Source organism: Methylobacterium sp. 17Sr1-1 (assembly GCF_003173775.1).
Lineage (GTDB): Bacteria > Pseudomonadota > Alphaproteobacteria > Rhizobiales > Beijerinckiaceae > Methylobacterium.
Genome location: NZ_CP029552.1, coordinates 4,072,207 through 4,090,000 on the forward strand (window position 1 = coordinate 4,072,207; position 17,794 = coordinate 4,090,000).

Sequence of the window (17,794 nt, forward strand, 5' to 3'; positions counted from 1 at the left end):
GTGCTCCGCTTTTCGCATTTCGGGAGCTCGCGCGCGAGAGAACCCCTCCCCCTCTGCGGGAACCGGTTTGGCGGCTCCGGGCACGCTTCGACGGGAACATGCGACTGTCGCCCGGCTGCGGCAGCGCGCGGCCGCGAATCCCGCTACACTCCCGCCCGTGTCCATACTCCTCGACCTGCCCCGACCCCTCCTCGACGTCCACCGCTCGGCCCTCGGGCGGCCCTGGCACGAGCGCTGCGCCTCGGCGCAGGCGCAGGGGCTGGCGGTCGCCATCGCCCAGGGGCACGGCCTGCCCGAGGTGCTGGCCCGCGTGCTCGCCGGGCGCGGCGTCGACCTCCACGCCGTGCCGGGCTTCCTCGAGCCGCGCCTGCGCGACCTCATGCCCGACCCCGCGGTCCTGGTCGACATGGAGGCGGCGGCCGACCGGCTCGCCGCCGCGATCGCGCGCCGCGAGAAAGTCGCGATCTTCGGCGATTACGACGTCGACGGCGCGGCGAGCGCCGCCCTGCTCGCGAGCGCGCTGCGCGACCTCGGCGTGCCCTACCGTCTCCACATCCCCGACCGGATCACCGAGGGCTACGGCCCGAACGTCGCGGCGGTGCGCATGCTGGCGCAGGAGGGCGCGACGCTGCTCGTCACGGTCGATTGCGGCACCGCCGGGCACGAGCCGCTCGCCGAGGCCGGCCGCCTCGGCATGGACGTGGTGGTGCTCGACCATCACGGCGCGCCGGAGGTGCTCCCGCCGGTCCGCGCGCTCGTCAACCCGAACCGCCTCGACGACCTGTCGGGACTCGGCCATCTCTGCGCCGCGGGCGTGGTCTTCCTCACGCTGGTGGCGCTCAACCGGCGCCTGCGCCGGGACGGGCTCGCCATCCCCGACCTGATGGCCGGGCTCGACCTCGTGGCGCTCGCCACGGTGGCCGACGTGGTGCCGCTGCGCGGCCTCAACCGCGCTTTCGTGCGCCAGGGTCTGGCGGTGATGCGCGGCCGCGGCCGGCGTGGGCTCGCCGCCCTCCTCGACGCGGCCGGCCTGTCGGAGACGCCGCAGGCCTGGCATCTCGGCTTCCTGCTCGGGCCCCGCATCAATGCCGGCGGCCGCATCGGCGATGCGACTTTGGGCGCGCGCCTGCTCCTGTCCGAGGACCCGATCGAGGCCGCCGGCATCGCCGCGCAGCTCGACGCGCTCAACCGCGAGCGCCAGGCGATCGAGGCCGCCGCCGTTGCCGAGGCCGAAGCCGAGATGGGAATGCGCCTGGAGCGCGATCCCGACCAGCCGGTCCTCGTCGCCGGCAGCCCGGACTGGCATCCGGGCGTGGTCGGGCTGATCGCGGCGCGGCTGAAGGAGCGCTTCGGCCGCCCGGCCTTCGCCTTCGCGCTGCGCGAGGACGGCACCGCCACCGGATCGGGCCGCTCGATTCCCGGCGCCGATCTCGGGCGGGCGGTGCGGGCCTGCGTCGAGGCGGGCCTCGCGGCGAAGGGCGGTGGCCACGCCATGGCGGCGGGCGTGACGCTCGCCGCCCTCGACCTCGACCGCTTCCGCGAGGCACTCGCCGGCGACCTCGCCGCCTCGGTGGCCGAGGCGCGCCTCGGCGAGGCTCTGCTCGTCGACGGTCTCGTCTCCGCCGGCGGCGTGCAGCCGGACCTGGCGGACGCCGTGGAGCGGGCGGGCCCCTTCGGCCAGGGCGCGCCGGAGCCCGTCTTCGCCCTCGCCCGCCACCGCATCGCCGATGCCCGGGTCGTCGGCACCGGCCACGTGAAGGCGCAGCTGCGCGGCCGGGACGGCGTCGCGGTCGGCGCCATCGCGTTCCGGGCGGCGGAATCGCCGGTCGGGCGCCTGCTCCTCTCCCGCATCGGCCGCGACATCCACGCCGCCGGCACCCTCTCCCGCGACCGCTGGCGCGGCAGCGACCGGGTCGAGCTGCGCCTGAGCGACGTGGCCGAGGCCGATTGAGCCGGCCAAGGATCTGGTCCGGTACCCGGCTTGACACCCCCCGGCGGCCCCACCATAAGGGCCCCGTCGCCGACACGGCGGCCCCTGCCGGTGACGGCAGCGTGGGGGAATGTCCCGAGCGGCAAAGGGGGCGGACTGTAAATCCGCTGGCTATGCCTTCGTAGGTTCGAGTCCTACTTCCCCCACCATCCTCCCTCCCCTGCTCCCCGCACGATCGTCCGGACTGTCCAGGTCCCGCTCGATCGGCCGAGTGCGGCCCTCGTCGCGCACGCCGATCGGTCGGCGACGGGTGGCTGGATCACGAGATCCCTCACGCCGTGGCGGCGTCCACCAGCGTGTTCAGCGGCGGCCACCAGCGGGCGAACAGCGCCTTCACGGCCTCGCTCTCTCCCAGGAGCGTGACCAGGGCCGATACGTCGTTGAGGCCCCTCGGCCGCGTCGAAATTGATGCGCTGCCGGTCTTTGAGCATCTGCTTGATCTGCGGGATTAGATCCTCTTCGCCCATCTCGTCGAAGCGGCCGCGTCCGTAGCGCCCGTCCTTCTCCAGGAACACCGACCGGTACCGTGGGGCGAGCGGGTCACCCGGACGGCGTCCAAGCGCCTCGTCCGCCAGCGCAATCCGGCCGCCGTCGCGGAGCCCGGACGTCGACGGCACCGGGCCGTCGGGGTCCGGTGTCGTCACCTTGACAGGGGCAGGACACCCCCTCATAAGGACGCGCCGCCGACACGGCGGCCCCTGCCGGCGACGGCAGCGTGGGGGAATGTCCCGAGCGGCAAAGGGGGCGGACTGTAAATCCGCTGGCTATGCCTTCGTAGGTTCGAGTCCTACTTCCCCCACCATCCTCCCTCCCCTGCTCTCCCGCACGATCGTCCGGACTGTCCAGGTCCCGCGCGATCGGCCGGCCCGATGGGGCGGGTGGATCAGTGATCCACCACCTCGCCGAGCGCCGCCAGCAGCGACGAGCGCGCCCGGCTCACCCGGCTCTTCACCGTGCCGACCTGGCAGCCGAGCCGCAGGGCGGCCTCCTCGTAGGTGTAGCCCTCGGCACCGATCAGCAAAAGCGCCTGGCGCTGGGCCTCGGGCAGGGCCTCCATCCGCTCCCGGACCACCCGCAGGGTGCTGGCATGGTCCTGGTCGGCCGGCGCGGCCAGTTGACCGGCGAGGATCCCGTCGCCATCCTCGACTTCCCGGCGGCCCTTCCGCAGATCCGTGTAGAACTGGTTGCGCATGATCGTGAACAACCAGGCGGTGAAATTCGTCCCGGCCTGGAACCGATGCTGGTTCGCCCAGGCCCGGGCGCAGGTTTCCTGAACCAGGTCGTCGGCCCGCACCACGTCGTGCGACAACGAGAGACCGAAGGTGCGCAGGGCCGGCAACGCCGTCATCAGGGCGTTACGGAAGTCGAAGCTGATGGCTTCGCCGCGCGCCGCCAGGGCGGCCTCGAACCGGGCCAGCAGCTCGGCGAGGCGCGACGGCAGCTCGGTCTGGGCGACAGGGCTGAAGTATTGTTGCAGAGGTTTTCTGAGGTAATCTTGGATGACATGGGAGGGGAGCGTGTCGGCGGGCGTCAGTGGCGCGGACGGGAGCGCGGTCGGATCGATCTTCATTGTCGAGAGAGGGCCCCTGGTCCCGTGAGATGCCATCTTTTTAACGGTTCGAATTTCGATGGCAATAGAAGCTTGACCGATGCTCGATGAAGCCGGCGCCCTCGCGGCCCTCGCCGCCCTGGCGCAGGAGACGCGGCTGCGCACGCTGCGAACCCTGCTGCACGCCTATCCCGAGGGCATTCCCGCCGGTCGTCTCGCCGCCGCTTCGGGCTGCGCGCCCTCGACCCTGACCTTCCACCTCCGGCAGTTGCAGGAGGCGGGCCTCGTCGAGTCGCGCCGCCAGGGCGCCTCGATGATCTACTCCGCGCGTCCCGCGGGCCTCGCGGACCTGACCGCGTACCTCACCGAGGCCTGCTGCGGCGGCAAGCCGGAGGCCTGCCTGCCGGTCTCCTGCTGCGGCGACGCGGCTCCTCGGCAGCCCGGGCCGGCGGCGACCGACGCCGCCTCCGCGCCCGGCGCCCCGACCGGATAGAGGATTCGACACGCCGTTGGGGCTCGCGCCGACCGGCCGGTTTCCGCCCTCCGCGCAGGGCGGGGATGAGCCGGCGGGCAGGTGTGGCGGGCACGGCTTTGGGCTACGCGTCACTGGGAGTGGCGACACGGAGCGCGGGACGGATGACGGGCGTGGCGGAGCCGATGGCGGCGGAGGTGGCCGACGGCCTGCCGACCCGGGCGAGGCTGTGGGCGATGCTGGCGATCGGCATCGCCATGTCGATGGCGGTGCTCGACGGCGCCATCGTCAACGTCGCCCTGCCGGTGATGGCCCGGGATCTCCAGGTCAGCCCCGGCGCCGCGATCTTCGTCACCAACGGCTACCAGCTCGCCGTCACAGCGGCTCTGCTGCCGCTGGCCTCGCTGGGCGACATCCTCGGCTACAAGCGGGTCTACTGCACGGGGCTGGCGCTGTTCGCCGCCGCGTCGCTGGCCTGCGCGCTCGCCGGCTCGCTGCCGGTGCTGGTCGCGGCCCGCATCGTGCAGGGCCTCGGCGCGGCCGGGATCATGAGCGTCAACATCGCGCTCGTGCGCTTCGTCTATCCCCACCGGATGATCGGGCGCGGCGTCGGCACCATGGCGCTCATCGTGGCGATCGCCTCGGCGGCGGGCCCGAGCGTCGCGGCCGCAATCCTGTCGGTGGCGAGCTGGCCGTGGCTGTTCCTCGTCAACGTCCCCCTCGGGATCGCCGCGCTGGTGCTCGCGACCCGGATGCTGCCGATGACGCCCCGCAGCGGCGCCCGGTTCGACGCCCTGAGCGCGCTCCTCAACGCGCTGTTCTTCTGCCTGCTGATCACCGGCGTCGACGGGCTCGGCGAGCCGGGCCGGAGCGGCACGGCGCTCGGCCTGCTCGCCGGGGCAGCGGTGATCGGCACCGCCTTCGTGTGGATGCAGGCCCGCCTGCCGGCCCCGCTCCTGCCGATCGACCTCCTGCGCATCCCGGTCTTCGCGCTGTCGATGGTGAGCTCGCTCTGCTCGTTCTCGGCCCAGATGATGGCCTACGTCGCCCTGCCGTTCTACTTCCAGGACGTGCTCCACCTCACCAGCACCCAGACCGGGGTGCTGATGACGCCCTGGCCGATCGCCATCGCGGTGATCGCCCCCTTCGCCGGGCGCCTGGCCGACCGCTACCCGCCGGGGCTTCTCGGCGGCATCGGCCTCGTCGCCCTGTCGGCGGGCCTCGCCCTGATGGCGAGCGTGCCCCCGGACGCCTCGCCGCTCGCCATCGCCCTGCGGCTGACCCTGTGCGGCCTCGGCTTCGGGCTGTTCCAGTCGCCCAACAACAAGGTGATCATCACCAGCGCGCCGCGGGAGCGCAGCGGCGGGGCGAGCGGCATGCAATCGACCGCGCGCCTCCTCGGCCAGTCCCTCGGCGCCGCCATGGTGGCGGTGATCTTCGGCTACCTCCACACCGGCGGCACCGTGACGGTCCTGTGGATCGCGAGCGCGCTGGCGCTGACCGGTGCCGTCGCGAGCGGGCTGCGGGTCAGGCGCTGACGGGCCGCGGCCATTCCCTGCGCGGCGTGCGGCGGAAGTACCGTCCTTCACATTCATGACGCGCACAGATCGGAATCTGCCGCGTCCGCGACTCCCACGGATCGAGCCGTCGTCCTCGAACGTGGCCCGCGAACCGGTCGGCGAGGACCGGATCCCGGAGCGGCGTCCGGTCGCGCTGCGATCGGGCCCTGCTCCAGACCATCGATTTTGCTGAATTTTCTTCGAAAAACCGGTCTCCGCTTTGCCGGACAATGCTCTGAAGGGCCACCATGGACGCGCGCGTCGTCGACTCCTCCACCCGCGGGGCCTCCGCGCCCGGCGTCCTGGCCCGCGAGCGCATCGTGGCACGGGCCGGCTTCAACCGCTGGCTCGTCCCGCCGGCGGCGCTCGCCATCCACCTCTGCATCGGGATGTCCTACGGGCTGTCGGTGTTCTGGCTGCCGCTGTCGCGGGCGCTCAGCGCCGGCCGGCCGGCCCCGGCCGCGTGCCCCGACATGAGCCTCGCGACCGCCCTCGTCACCACGACCTGCGACTGGCGCGTCAGCGACCTCGTCCTGGTATTCTCGATCGGCATCGTCATGCTCGGCCTCTCCGCGGCCCTGTTCGGCGGCTGGCTCGAGCGGTCAGGACCCCGCAAGGCCGGCCTCGCGGCGGCCCTGGCCTGGGGCGGCGGGTTCCTGATCGGGGCGCTCGGGGTCTATCTCCACCAGCTCTGGCTGATCTGGCTCGGCATGGGGCTGATCGGCGGCGTGGGCCTCGGCCTCGGCTACATCTCGCCAGTCTCGACCCTGGTGAAGTGGTTTCCGGACCGGCGCGGCATGGCCACCGGCATGGCGATCATGGGCTTCGGCGGCGGCGCGATGATCGGCTCGCCGCTCGCCGACCTGCTCATCACCCACTTCAAGGGGCCGGATTCCCCCGGGGTCTGGCAGACCCTCGCGGCGATGGGCGCCGGCTATCTCGTCGTCATGCTGTGCGGGGCCTTCGGCTACCGCGTGCCGCCGGACGGCTGGCAGCCCCCGGGCTGGAGCTCGCCGGCCGGCTGCGACCGGATGATCACCAGCGGCCACGTCCACCTCGCCGACGCGCACCGGACGCTCCAGTTCTGGCTGCTCTGGGCGATGCTGTGCCTCAACGTCTCGGCCGGGATCGGCGTGCTGGCGCTGGCCTCTCCGATGCTCCAGGAGATTTTCGGCGGCGCGCTGATCGGCCGGCCGGAGGTCGGGTTCGGCCAGCTCGATGCCGGGGGGAAGGCGCAGGTCGCGGCGATCGCCGCCGGCTTCGTCGGGTTGTTGTCGCTGTTCAACATCCTGGGCCGGTTCTTCTGGGCAACGCTCTCCGACCGCATCGGCCGGAAGGCCACCTACGCCACCTTCTTCGCCCTCGGCGGCGTGCTCTACGCCGCCGCACCCTGGGCCGCCGGCCTCGGTTCGCAGGCGTCGTTCGTGCTCATCCTCTGCGTGATCCTCTCGATGTATGGCGGCGGCTTCGCGACGATCCCCGCCTACCTCGCCGACCTGTTCGGCACCCGGTTCGTCGGCGCGATCCACGGCCGCCTGCTCACCGCCTGGTCGACGGCGGGCGTCGTCGGCCCCCTCGTCGTGACCGCGATCCGGCAGGCGCAGGTCGATGCGGGCCTCCAGGGCGCGGCGCTCTACGGCCGCACGCTCCTGATCCTGGCTGGCTTCCTGGCCGCCGGGTTCGTGGCGAACCTGCTGGTGCGGCCGCTCGCGCGGCGCTGGTTCATGGACGGGACCGAGGCCGCCTCCGGCGCGCTGGAGCCCGCGGGCCCGTCCGGCTCGTTCGGGATCGGCCGGGGCGGCCTGACGCCGGCGGCGGCGCTCGCCTGGGCCGCGGTCGGGCTGCCGATCCTGTGGGGCGTGTGGATCACGCTCGCCAAGGCGCTGATCCTGTTCCGGTAGCGGGCGTCAGGCCATCGTCGTGGAGCGCGGCGGGAGATGGAGGAGCACCGCCTCGGTCTCCGCCGAGGGGTGGCGCGGATAGCGCTCCATCACCAGCGGGTCGTGGCCGGGCACGATCCGCTCCGGATCGCCGGCGAGCCGCGCGAGCGTCCGCCAGCTCTCCATCATCGCGGCGATGTCGACCACGATCGGAAACGGGTTCTGCTGGGCGAGGTTGGCGTAGAAATGGGCGGCGTCCGAGGCGAGGACGACGGGGCCGCGTGCCGTCTCGACCCGCACGCATTGCAGGCCCCGCGTGTGCCCCGGCACCGCGTGGACCGTGACCCCGGCCGCGATCTCCCCCGTGCCGTCGACGAAGGCGACCCGCCCCTCGTAGACCCGCCGCACCATGGTGCAGACGTCCTCGACCGAGAAGGCGCCACGCAGCCGCGCGTGGCACATGCAGCGCCCCGTCGCGTAGGCCATCTCGGCGTCCTGGAGGTGGAAGGTCGCGTTCGGGAACGCCGACAGGTTGCCGGCGTGATCGTAGTGGAGATGCGTGATGACCACGTCCCGCACCGTCGCGGGATCGACGCCGAGATCCCGCAAGCCGTCGAGCGGATGGCGCACCATCGTCCGGCCGTAGGCCGCGCAGGCCGGCCAGTCGAACCCGGTATCGACGACGATCACCCGCTCGTCGTTGCGGATCACCCAGACGAAGTAGTCGATGGGCATCGGCCCGTCATGCGGATCTCCGTCGGGCGGCGGGTAGAGCAGGTTCAGCGACGCCGGGCGCTCGTGCGTCGCGTAGCGCAGCGCGAAGACCTCGTAGTCCGGCACGCCGACCTCCTGTGTGTTGTACTAATCCTTCGCCGAGGCCGGCAGTGCCGCCAGGAACGCGTCGATCGCGGTGTGGTCGGCCTCCGCCCCGAGATCCGCCAGCGCGTCCTGCCAGAGTGCGGCGATCGTCCGCGACAGCGGCGCCGGCACACCCTCGTGGCGCGCGAGATCGTCCGCCGTGCGCAGGTCCTTGGCCATCAGCGCCATGGAGAACCCGGACGTGTAGGATTTCGGGATCACGTAGGGCTTCAGCTTGACGTCGGTGGAGTTGTTGCGGCCCGTCGAGACGTTGAGGATGTCGGTCATCAGCGTAGGGTCGAGGCCGAAGCTCGCACCGATGCGCAGGGCTTCGCAGGCGGCGGTCAGGCCCGCGGCGGAGACGTAGTTGTTCAACGCCTTCATGGCGTGGCCGGAGCCGACCGGGCCGGTCTCGAACACGGAGGTGCCGAGGCTCCCCAGGAGCGGCCGCACCGCGTCGGCGTGATCCCCGCCGACCATGATGGCCAGCGTGCCGTCGACGGCGCGCTTCACACCGCCCGAGACGGGGGCGTCGACGAGGACGATACCCCGATCGGCCAGCTCTTTCGCGAGGTCGCGGGTGCCGACCGGCGCCGAGGAGCTCATGTCGATCACGATCGCGCCCGGGGCGAGGTGTCCGGCGATCCCCTCCGGCCCGGCGAGGACGGCGCGCACCGTCTTGCCGTCCGGCAGCATCGTCACGACGGCGCCAGCTCCCTCCGCCGCCTCCCCGGCGGAGGACGCCGTCCGGCCCCCCGCCTGCGCGAAGGCCGCCGCGGCGGCCGGGGACGGGTCGAACCCGACCACGTTCCAGCCCGCCGCGACGAGGCGGCTCGCCATCGGCAGCCCCATCTTGCCGAGGCCCAGGAAGGCGATGCGGGCGGAGGACGGGTCGAGGCTCATGATTGTCCCCACCGTCACGCCTTGTCGGAGAGGGCGCCCTCGGCCTTCAGGACCTCGTGCGCGGCCTTGAACGCCTCGAGGCCGGACGGGATGCCGCAATAGACGGTGGCGTGGAGCAGGATCTCCTTGATCTCCTCGACGCTGACGCCGTTGGCGAGCGCGCCCTTGACGTGCAGCTTGAGCTCCGCCGGCTTCGACAGGGCGGTCAGCATCGCGAGGTTGAGCATCGAGCGCGTCCTGCGGTCGAGCCCGTCGCGCGTCCAGGCGTAGCCCCAGCACCACTCGGTCGTGATGCGCTGGAACGCCATCATGAAGTCGTCGGCCTTGGCGAGGCTGCTATCGACGTAGTCCGCCCCGAGCACCTCCCGGCGGACCTCGAGCCCCTTCTCGAATTGCTCGCTCTCGGCCATCGTGCCCTCCCCGGCGCGTCCGTTTCCCCGGACGGTAGCAGGCAACCGGACGGAGATCGACGGGGGCCGGCGGCGAAATCGGGCGCGCTCAACCGGGGATGGTGCCACCCGCGACGATGCGACAGAACGGTCTTGATCGTCCCCGGTGAACCGCCCCGCCCCGCGCCGGGACGCAACGAGATTCGAGATCATGAACCCGCTCCGCCGCATGCTGCCCTCCAACCACGCCCTGTTCGTGTTCGAGGCGGTGGCGCGCAACACCAGCTTCACCCGGGCGGCGGCCGAGCTGAACGTGACCCAGCCCGCCGTCAGCAAGGCGATGGCGCAGCTCGAGCGCCATCTCGGCGTGCGCCTCATCGACCGCTCGGCCGAGGGCATCGCGCTGACCGAGGACGGGGCGATCCTCTACCGGCGGGTGGCGGACGGGTTCCGGGGCATCGAGGCGGCCCTGCGCGAGATCGACATCCGCCGCACCGGCATCGACACGGTCACGCTCTCCCTCTCCTCGGCCTTCACCACCCACTGGTTGATGCCGCGCATCAACACCCTGCAGGAGGCGTTCCCGTCGGTCGATTTCCGCTTCCAGCTCATCCCCGGCGCGCTCGCCGGCCCGGTCGACGACGTCGATCTCGGCATGCGCTTCGTCGAGGGGCCGGACCTCGACCACGAGGCGCTGTTCCTGATGAACGAGGTGATGCTGCCGGTCTGCAGCCCGGCCTACCGCGCCGGGCGGGAGGCGGACCCGGAGAGCCGCACCACCTTCGTCAACCTCACCGCCACCTCGCCGATGTGGATCGGCGGGGTCGATCCCGGGCCGGACTGGAACGGCTCGCGGGCCTCCCTCAACTTCTCCGACTACGCCGTCGTGCTCCAGGCCGCGTTGCTCGGCCAGGGCGTCGCGCTGGGCTGGATGAGCGTCGTCTCGCACTGGCTCTCGACCGGCGACCTCGTGCCGGCCGCCGACCGCGTCACCCGAACGGCGCGGGTGTGCCAGCTCATCCATCTGCGCTCGCGGCCCCTGCGCCGCTCCGTCGTCGCCGTGCGCGATTGGCTCGTCGCCGAGATGCGGGCCGACGTCGCGCGGGTCGACAAGATCTATCCGGAACTCGGGCTGATCCGGACCTGCTTCGAGGCCTCATAACCCCTGGTTATGCCCCTGCGGATTTTTTCGACATTGATCGAAGCCGCCGCTTTTGTGAGCTTTCCCCGGTCGGCGACACCGGACGCGAAGGCAGCGCCACGATGGCAGCAGGATCGGACACGGGACGGACGCGCGATCCGCTCTCCGGCGGCAGCATCGGGGTGTCGATCCGCAACGCGACCCGGCGCTACGGCGCCTTCACCGCCCTCGACGACGTCTCCCTCGACGTGGCGCCGGGCGAGTTCCTCTCCCTGCTCGGCCCCTCCGGCTCAGGGAAAACCACCCTGCTCGGCATCCTCGGCGGCTTCACGGTGCCGTCCTCCGGCAGCGTGCATTTCGGCGAGACCGACGTCACCTTCGTGCCGCCGCACAAGCGCGGCATCGGGGTGGTGTTCCAGAACTACGCCCTGTTCCCCCATCTGAGCGTGGCCGAGAACATCGCCTTCCCGCTGCGGGCCCGGAGCGAGCCGAAAGCCACCTGGGGCCGGCGCGTCGCCGAGGCGCTCGCGATGGTGGAGCTCACCGGCTACGAGGATCGGGCGATCTCGCAGCTCTCCGGCGGCCAGCGCCAGCGCGTGGCGCTCGCCCGCGCCATCGTGTTCCGGCCGCGACTGATCCTGATGGACGAGCCGCTCTCGGCCCTGGACAAACAGCTGCGCGAGTCGATGCAGATCGAGCTGCGCCGCCTGCACCGGCAGCTCGAAGCCACCATCATCTACGTCACTCACGACCAGCGCGAGGCGCTGACGATGAGCGACCGCATCGCGATCCTGCGCGGCGGGCGCCTCGCCCAGGTCGACACGCCCGAGCGCCTGCACGACCGGCCGGCGAGCGCCTTCGTGGCGAGCTTCATCGGCGAATCGACCCTGGTGCCGGTGACCCGCTCGGGCCCGGACGGCGTCGTCCTCGGGACCGCGATCCTGCGCAGCGCCCGGCCGCTGCCGGAGGGGGCCGGGCTCCTCCTGGCGCTCCAGACCGAGAAGCTCCTCGTCGCCGGCGAGACCGTGCCCGACGGCTACAACCGCCTCACCGGCCGCGTCACCGACATCGTCTACCAGGGCGAGAGCCTGAAGGTCTTCCTCGCCCTCGACGGCGGGCCCGAGATCTCCCTGCGCCAGCCGGCCCACCATGCCGGGCGCAGCGCCGTCCCGCCCGTCGGTGCGCCCCTCACCGCCCTCATCCATCCGCAGGACACGATCATCGTGCCGGCGGAACCGGCGTGAGCCTTCCCCTCCTCGACCCTTCGGAGAGTCCCACGATGACCGCCCCGTCTCTCGACCAGTTCAAGGTCCTCACCTTCGATGTCGTCGGCACCCTGATCGACTTCGAGAAAGGCATCCTCGACCAGATGCGCGCCGTCTCCGGCCGCAGCCACGAGGAATTGAGCGACGCCCGGATCTTCGCCTCCTACCTCAAGGGCCGGGAGCTGAACTACGAGCGGTCGAGCGAGGTGTTCGCGGACGTCTACCGTCACGTGGCCAAAGAGTTCGGCTTTCCGAACTCGGATGCCGACGCCGATGCGTTCCAGCTCTCGGTCCTGCGCTGGCCCGCCTTCTCGGATTCGGTGGCGGCCCTGAAGCGCCTGCGCCGGCACTTCCGCCTCGTGGCGATGACCAACGCCGACCGCTCGGCCTTCTCGTTCTACTCACACACCCTCGGCAACCCGTTCCACGACAGCGTCACCTACGACGAGGCCGGCGTCGCCAAGCCCGATCCGCAATTCTTCGCCTTCAACCGCGGCCGCCAATCGGCCTTCGGCTACAAGCAGAGCGACATTCTCCACGTCGCCCAGAGCCAGTACCACGACATCGGCGTCGCCCGGGATCTCGGCTACTCGGTGTGCTGGATCGAGCGCCGCCAGGGGCTCGCCGGCTTCGGCGGCACGCCCGAGCCGGCCCGCCTGACCACGCCGGACTACCATTTCCCGACGCTCGAAAAACTCGCCGACGCCGTCGACGCGGCCTTCGCCGCCGGCGCCCGGCAGGCAGCCTGACCATGACCGCCTTCCCGAAGCCTCCGGTCGCCTCGCTCTGGGCCGCCGGCGCGGCGCCGGCCGGACGCTTCGGGCCGCTCGAGAGCGACGTCCAGGCGGACGTCGCGATCGTCGGCGGCGGCTATACCGGCCTCACGGCGGCCCTGGCGCTGGCCGAACGCGGCGAGCGGGCGGTGGTGCTGGAAGCGAGCACGATCGGCTGGGGCGCGAGCGGACGCAACGGCGGCGTCGTCTCGGCGAAGTTCCGCCCCTCGTTCCAGGCCATCGCGGCCCGGCACGGGATCGCGGTGGCCAAGCGCATGCATGCCATCGCGTATGCCTCCGTCGAGACCCTGGAGCGGCTGATCGCCGAGCACGGCATCACGCAGGCGAACTACGCCCGGGTCGGTCAGCTCAAATGCGCCCACACGCCCCACACCCTGGCGGCGACGGTCGCCGACATGGAGTGGATGCGCCGGGAGATGGGTGACGGCTCCGTCACCGAACTCTCTCGCGAGGCGGTGGAGGGCGAGACCGGCTCGCGGGATTTCGTCGGCGGTGTGCTCTCGGCCAAGGCCGGCGGCCTGCACCCGCTCAACTACGCGAATGGCCTCGCCCGGGCGGTCGACGCCAAGGGCCTCGCGATCCACGAGGCGAGCCCGGCGCTCCGCCTGCACCGCGAGGCGGGCGGCGTCCGGGTCGAGACGCCGGGCGGCTCGGTCCGGGCGCGCCAGGTGATCGTGGCGACGAACGGCTACACCGACCTCACCGGGGCGGCCGCGCCGTTGCGCACCCGCCTGATCCCGTTCCGCAGCGCGATCCTCGCCACCGCGCCGTTGTCCGACAACCTGCGCGCCGCGATCCTGCCGAGCCGGCGGATCTACGTCGAGACCCGGCGGATGATGCGCTGGTTCCGGATGGTCGACGACCGGATGGTGTTCGGCGGCCGCGGCGCCTTCGGGCGGGAGGATTCGGAAGGAGCCTTCGCCACCTTGCACCGGGCGATGGTGCGCACCTTCCCGGCGCTCGCGGATACGCCTGTCGCCCATCGCTGGTCGGGCCTCGTCGGCATGACGCTCGACGCGTTCCCGCATGTCGGCCGGCTCGACGACCGGGTGAGCTTCGCCATGGGCTACAACGGCGCCGGGGTCGCGATGTCGAGCCATCTGGGAGGCTTGGCCGCCGCGTTCGCCCTCGGCGAGAGCCCGGACGTCGCGCTGCTCTCCGCCGACGGCTTCCAACCCGTTCCGTTCTACGCATTGCGCGAGCCGGCGGTCCGGCTCGTCGCCGGCTGGTACCAGTTCCTGGACACGATCGGCCGCTGAGCAAGGCCGTCACACAGAGGAGAAGTCGAGATGGCGTCGCTGATTCGAACCACCGTCCTGGCCTGCCTCGTCGGGACGGCCGCGCCGGCTCTGGCCGCCGAGCAGATCACCTTCGTGTCGCAGGGCGGCGCCTACCAGCAGGCCCAGACGGTGGCGATCCTCGATCCGGCCGCCAAGGCGCTCGGCATCACGATCAACCAGGACAGCGCTCCCGATGCCTGGCCGGTGATCCGCACGCAAGGCGCCACTGGCAAGCCGACCTGGGACGTCGTCGACACCCCGACCCAGGATTGCGTGCGCGGCGGCAAGACCGGGCTGATCGAGAAGCTCGACTTCGCGAAGATCCCGAACGCCGCCGCCATCCCGGCCGCCTACAAGACCGAGTACTCGGTCCCCTACGAGTTCTATTCGAGCGTTCTGGCCTACAACAAGAGCAAGTACGGCAAGAACCCGCCGCAATCCTGGGCCGATTTCTGGGACGTGAAGAAGTTCCCGGGCGCGCGAGCCCTGCGCAACCACCCCTTCGCGACCCTCGAGGCGGCTTTGATGGCCGACGGCGTCGCGCCCGACAAGCTCTACCCCCTCGACGTCGACCGCGCCTTCCGCAAGCTCGAGGCGATCAAGCCGCATATCAGCGTGTGGTGGACCTCCGGCGGCCAGTCTGCCCTGCTGATCCAGGGCGGCGAGGTCGACATGGAGATGATCTGGAACGGCCGCGTCTCGGCCGTGATCGAGGCCGGGGCGGATGCCGACTACACCTACAACCAGGGCATTCTGCAGAACACCTCGCTCTGCATCCTGAAGAACGCCCCGAACCTTGCCACCGCGGTGAAGTTCGTCAACCAGGCGATCGACCCGAAGCTCCAGGCCAACCTGCCGCTCAACATCCCCTACGGCCCCGGCAACCCGGCGGCCTTCGACACCGGCATCATCCCGGCTTCTCTCGCCGCCAAGCTGCCGAGCTCGCCCGACAACGCGAAGAAGCAGGCGGTGCTCTCGGCCGAGTGGTGGACCTCCGAGGCCGGCGATGCCGCGCTCAAGCGCTGGGCCGACTTCGTGCAGAAGAAGTAAGGCGCGTCGCCCTCCCCTGAACCCTCCCCTCGCTGCGGGGGAGGTCGCGACCGTTAGGAAGAGCGCGATCTGGATCGGCGTCGCGCTGCCCCTCTCCCGGCCCACCCTGTGGGCCCCTCTCCCGACCCAAGTCGAGCAAGTCCGACTTGGGCAAGAGAGTGCGGACCTCGGGCTTGCCCGAGGTCCGTTGGGGAGAGGGTCGAGGTCGGCGCCCCTCACGTATCCCTCGTCGCCGTGCCGCCGTCTCATCGCACCGGACATCCCGCCATGACTCACCCCAGCCCCGCCCTGCGGCGGCACGAGCGGCGCGAAGCCCTCCTCGTCCTCGGGCTTCTTCTCCCCGCCCTCGCGGTGGTCACGGTGCTGCTCCTGGTGCCGCTCGCCTGGCTCGCGGTGCAGTCGGTCACCGCCGACGGCGCGTTCAGCCTGGAGCATTACCGGCGCTTCCTCACCGAGGACATCTACTGGCGCAGCTTCCTGCTCACCTTCCGCATCGCGCTCGTCGTCACGGTCCTGGCGCTGCTGCTGGGCTATCCGGTCGCCTACGCCGCCGCGACCCTGCCGCGGCGCTGGAGCGTCGTGGTGCTGGGCCTGGTGATCCTGCCGTTCTGGACCAGCGTGCTCGTGCGGGCCTATGCCTGGATGGTGCTGCTGCAGCGCCGGGGCCTCGTCAATTCCGCCCTCCAGGGGCTCGGGCTCACCGATCAGCCGATCGCCCTCATCAACAACGAGTTCGGCACGGTGCTCGCCACCCTGCACATCCTCGTGCCGTTCATGGTGCTGCCGCTCTACGCCACGATGCAGCGTATCCCCCGGGACCTGATGCTCGCGGGCGCCAGCCTCGGCGGCGGACCGGCCCACGTGTTCCTGCGGGTGTTCCTGCCTCTCTCGATGCCGGGCGTCGTCGCCGGCACGGTCCTGGTCTTCGTCCTGGCGCTCGGCTTCTACATCACGCCGGAGCTGCTGGGCGGCGGACGCACCTTCATGGTGTCGATGCTGGTGAGCCGCAACGTCGAGATCTACAACCAGTGGGGCGCGGCGAGCGCCATCGGCGTGGTGCTGCTCGTCTGCGTGGCGGCCCTGTTCTGGCTCGCCTCCCGGGTGGTCCCGGTCGAGCGGATCATGGGAGCGCGCTGAGATGACCGCCTCGCTCCCCGCCCGCCTCGCGCTCGGCACCCTCGTGGCCCTGGTGCTGCTCTTTCTCGTCCTGCCGATCCTGATCGTGGTACCGATGTCGTTCTCGAACGCGCGGTTCCTCACCTTCCCGCCGCCGGGCTATTCGCTGCGCTGGTACGAGGCGTTCTTCGGCAACCCGGCCTGGATGCAGGCGGCGCGGGTCAGCCTCGGCGTGGCCCTCGCCACCGCCCTCGGGGCGACGGTGATCGGCACGGCCGCCGCCTACGCGCTGACCCTCAGCGGCTCGCGTGTCGCCCGCAGCCTGACCGTGATCCTGCTCCTGCCGCTGATCGTGCCGATCGTAATCACGGCGATCGGCGTGTTCTTCGTCTTCGCCAGGGCCGGGCTCCTCGCCACGATGCCGGGGCTGATCCTCGCCAACGTCATGCTGGGGACGCCCTACGTCGTCACCTCGGTGCTGGCGGGCCTGCGCGGCTTCGACCCGGCGCAGGAGATGGTGGCGCGCAGCCTCGGCATGAACCGCCTGCGCGCCTTCTTCGCCGTCACCCTGCCGCAGATCCGGCCGAGCGTGGTCTCGGGCGCGCTGTTCGCCTTCATCTCCGCCCTCGACGAGACAGTGGTGGCGATCTTCATCGCCGGCGGCCAGAACCAGACCCTGACGAAGCGGATGTTCACGGCGTTGCGCGACGAGATCGACCCGACCATCGCGGCGATCTCCTCGCTCCTCACCGCCGCCTCGCTGATCGTGGTGGTGCTGGCGAGCCTCGCCGCCCGCAAGTCGCGCACCAGCGCATGATCTCCGCGCGCCGGCGGATGACCGCGATCCTGATCCTCGGCGGCGGCTCGGCCGGCTGCGTGCTCGCCGCGCGGCTCTCCGAGGAGCCGTCGTTCCACGTCACCCTGGTGGAGGCGGGCGCCGACCTGACCGAGGCCGCGATGCCGCCGGAGATCCGCAGCCGCTACCCGGGCCGGGCCTATCTCGACCCGCGCAACATCTGGCCGGCGCTGACCGCCCGGATGGGCGCGCCCGCCGGCAACAGATCGGACGCGCCGGCGCCGCGACGCTACGAGCAGGCGCGGCGCCTCGGCGGCGGCTCGGCGATCAACGCTATGATGGCGAATCGCGGCGCGCCCGGCGACTACGACGAGTGGGGCGCGCTCGGCGCCGAGGGCTGGTCGTGGGAGGCCTGCCTGCCCTATTTCCGCAAGCTCGAGGCCGACCGCGATTGCGACGGGCCGCTGCACGGCAAGGATGGTCCCCTGCCGATCCGCCGCGCCAGCCGGGAGCAGCTCTCGCCCTTCGTCGTCGCCACGATGCGGGCGTTCCAGGCGCAAGGGCATCCGGCCGGGGCAGACCAGAACGGGCCCTGGCGCGACGGGGTCTATGTCGGCACGACCGCGATCTCGGATGCCGGCGAGCGGGTGCCGGTCTCCGTGGCCTACCTGACGCCGGCGGTGCGGGCGCGGACAAACCTGATCGTGCGCACCGGCCTCCTCGCCGAGCGGATCCTGTTCGAGGGAGGGCGG

At 71.6% G+C, this 17,794-nt stretch carries 16 protein-coding genes and 2 tRNA genes (1 of these 18 cut by a window edge); 14 read left to right on the plus strand and 4 right to left on the minus strand.

Annotated features, from left to right (window positions below):
* The first annotated feature begins 157 nt into the window (after positions 1-157).
* From recJ to DK412_RS18350, 3 genes are all read left to right on the plus strand, one after another.
* Positions 158-1,951, plus strand: a complete 1,794-nt coding sequence (gene recJ, locus DK412_RS18340; protein ID WP_109973115.1) for a single-stranded-DNA-specific exonuclease RecJ — start codon at positions 158-160, stop codon at positions 1,949-1,951.
* A 103-nt stretch (positions 1,952-2,054) separates the two neighbouring features.
* Positions 2,055-2,139 (plus strand) — tRNA-Tyr (locus tag DK412_RS18345).
* 568 nt (positions 2,140-2,707) lie between these two features.
* Positions 2,708-2,792 (plus strand) — tRNA-Tyr (locus tag DK412_RS18350).
* Positions 2,793-2,873: 81 nt separating this feature from the next.
* Here DK412_RS18350 and DK412_RS18355 read toward each other — a convergent pair.
* Positions 2,874-3,560, minus strand: a complete 687-nt coding sequence (locus tag DK412_RS18355; protein WP_109973116.1) for a sigma-70 family RNA polymerase sigma factor — start codon at positions 3,558-3,560, stop codon at positions 2,874-2,876.
* A gap of 79 nt (positions 3,561-3,639) precedes the next feature.
* On the opposite strand from DK412_RS18355, the gene DK412_RS18360 reads away from it, so the two are divergent.
* From DK412_RS18360 to DK412_RS18370, 3 genes are all read left to right on the plus strand, one after another.
* On the plus strand, positions 3,640-4,032 hold the full coding sequence (locus tag DK412_RS18360; protein WP_109973117.1) for a metalloregulator ArsR/SmtB family transcription factor: 393 nt from the start codon (positions 3,640-3,642) through the stop codon (positions 4,030-4,032).
* 143 nt (positions 4,033-4,175) lie between these two features.
* The gene (locus tag DK412_RS18365) at positions 4,176-5,549 is read left to right on the plus strand and encodes an MFS transporter (RefSeq protein ID WP_109973118.1); all 1,374 of its coding nucleotides are present in this window, start codon (positions 4,176-4,178) and stop codon (positions 5,547-5,549) included.
* A gap of 269 nt (positions 5,550-5,818) precedes the next feature.
* Positions 5,819-7,471: an OFA family MFS transporter gene (locus DK412_RS18370; protein ID WP_109973119.1), complete on the plus strand. Its 1,653-nt coding sequence runs from the start codon at positions 5,819-5,821 to the stop codon at positions 7,469-7,471.
* A gap of 6 nt (positions 7,472-7,477) precedes the next feature.
* Here the strand turns inward: DK412_RS18370 and DK412_RS18375 are convergent, their stop codons facing one another.
* The 3 genes from DK412_RS18375 to DK412_RS18385 are packed head-to-tail and all read right to left on the minus strand — an operon-like array spanning position 7,478 to position 9,621.
* The gene (locus DK412_RS18375; RefSeq protein WP_109973120.1) at positions 7,478-8,290 is read right to left on the minus strand and encodes an N-acyl homoserine lactonase family protein; all 813 of its coding nucleotides are present in this window, start codon (positions 8,288-8,290) and stop codon (positions 7,478-7,480) included.
* Positions 8,291-8,311: 21 nt separating this feature from the next.
* Positions 8,312-9,211: an NAD(P)-dependent oxidoreductase gene (locus tag DK412_RS18380; RefSeq protein ID WP_109973121.1), complete on the minus strand. Its 900-nt coding sequence runs from the start codon at positions 9,209-9,211 to the stop codon at positions 8,312-8,314.
* Between the two features lie 14 nt (positions 9,212-9,225).
* A complete protein-coding gene (locus DK412_RS18385; RefSeq protein WP_109973122.1) occupies positions 9,226-9,621 on the minus strand; it encodes a carboxymuconolactone decarboxylase family protein in 396 nt (131 codons plus the stop codon).
* Between the two features lie 190 nt (positions 9,622-9,811).
* Here DK412_RS18385 and DK412_RS18390 point away from each other — a divergent pair, with 190 nt between their 5' ends.
* The 8 genes from DK412_RS18390 to DK412_RS18425 all read left to right on the plus strand — a co-directional run.
* On the plus strand, positions 9,812-10,762 hold the full coding sequence (locus DK412_RS18390; protein ID WP_109973123.1) for a LysR family transcriptional regulator: 951 nt from the start codon (positions 9,812-9,814) through the stop codon (positions 10,760-10,762).
* Positions 10,763-10,863: 101 nt separating this feature from the next.
* A complete protein-coding gene (locus DK412_RS18395) occupies positions 10,864-11,985 on the plus strand; it encodes an ABC transporter ATP-binding protein (RefSeq protein WP_109973124.1) in 1,122 nt (373 codons plus the stop codon).
* A 35-nt stretch (positions 11,986-12,020) separates the two neighbouring features.
* Positions 12,021-12,755: an HAD-IA family hydrolase gene (locus DK412_RS18400; protein ID WP_109973125.1), complete on the plus strand. Its 735-nt coding sequence runs from the start codon at positions 12,021-12,023 to the stop codon at positions 12,753-12,755.
* Positions 12,756-12,757: 2 nt separating this feature from the next.
* A complete protein-coding gene (locus tag DK412_RS18405) occupies positions 12,758-14,059 on the plus strand; it encodes an FAD-binding oxidoreductase (RefSeq protein ID WP_109973126.1) in 1,302 nt (433 codons plus the stop codon).
* 30 nt (positions 14,060-14,089) lie between these two features.
* On the plus strand, positions 14,090-15,130 hold the full coding sequence (locus tag DK412_RS18410; protein WP_109973127.1) for an ABC transporter substrate-binding protein: 1,041 nt from the start codon (positions 14,090-14,092) through the stop codon (positions 15,128-15,130).
* Positions 15,131-15,397: 267 nt separating this feature from the next.
* Complete coding sequence (locus DK412_RS18415) at positions 15,398-16,267, plus strand: ABC transporter permease (protein ID WP_109973128.1); 870 nt, start codon at positions 15,398-15,400, stop codon at positions 16,265-16,267.
* A 1-nt stretch (position 16,268) separates the two neighbouring features.
* Complete coding sequence (locus DK412_RS18420; RefSeq protein ID WP_109973129.1) at positions 16,269-17,063, plus strand: ABC transporter permease; 795 nt, start codon at positions 16,269-16,271, stop codon at positions 17,061-17,063.
* Positions 17,060-17,794, plus strand: partial view of a GMC family oxidoreductase N-terminal domain-containing protein gene (locus DK412_RS18425; protein ID WP_245447070.1) — the 5' end (the start) only. 1,008 nt of this gene lie beyond the right edge of the window; only the first 735 of its 1,743 coding nucleotides appear in the window; its start codon is at positions 17,060-17,062; the stop codon falls past the right edge of the window. The genes DK412_RS18420 and DK412_RS18425 overlap by 4 nt, the downstream gene beginning before the upstream one ends.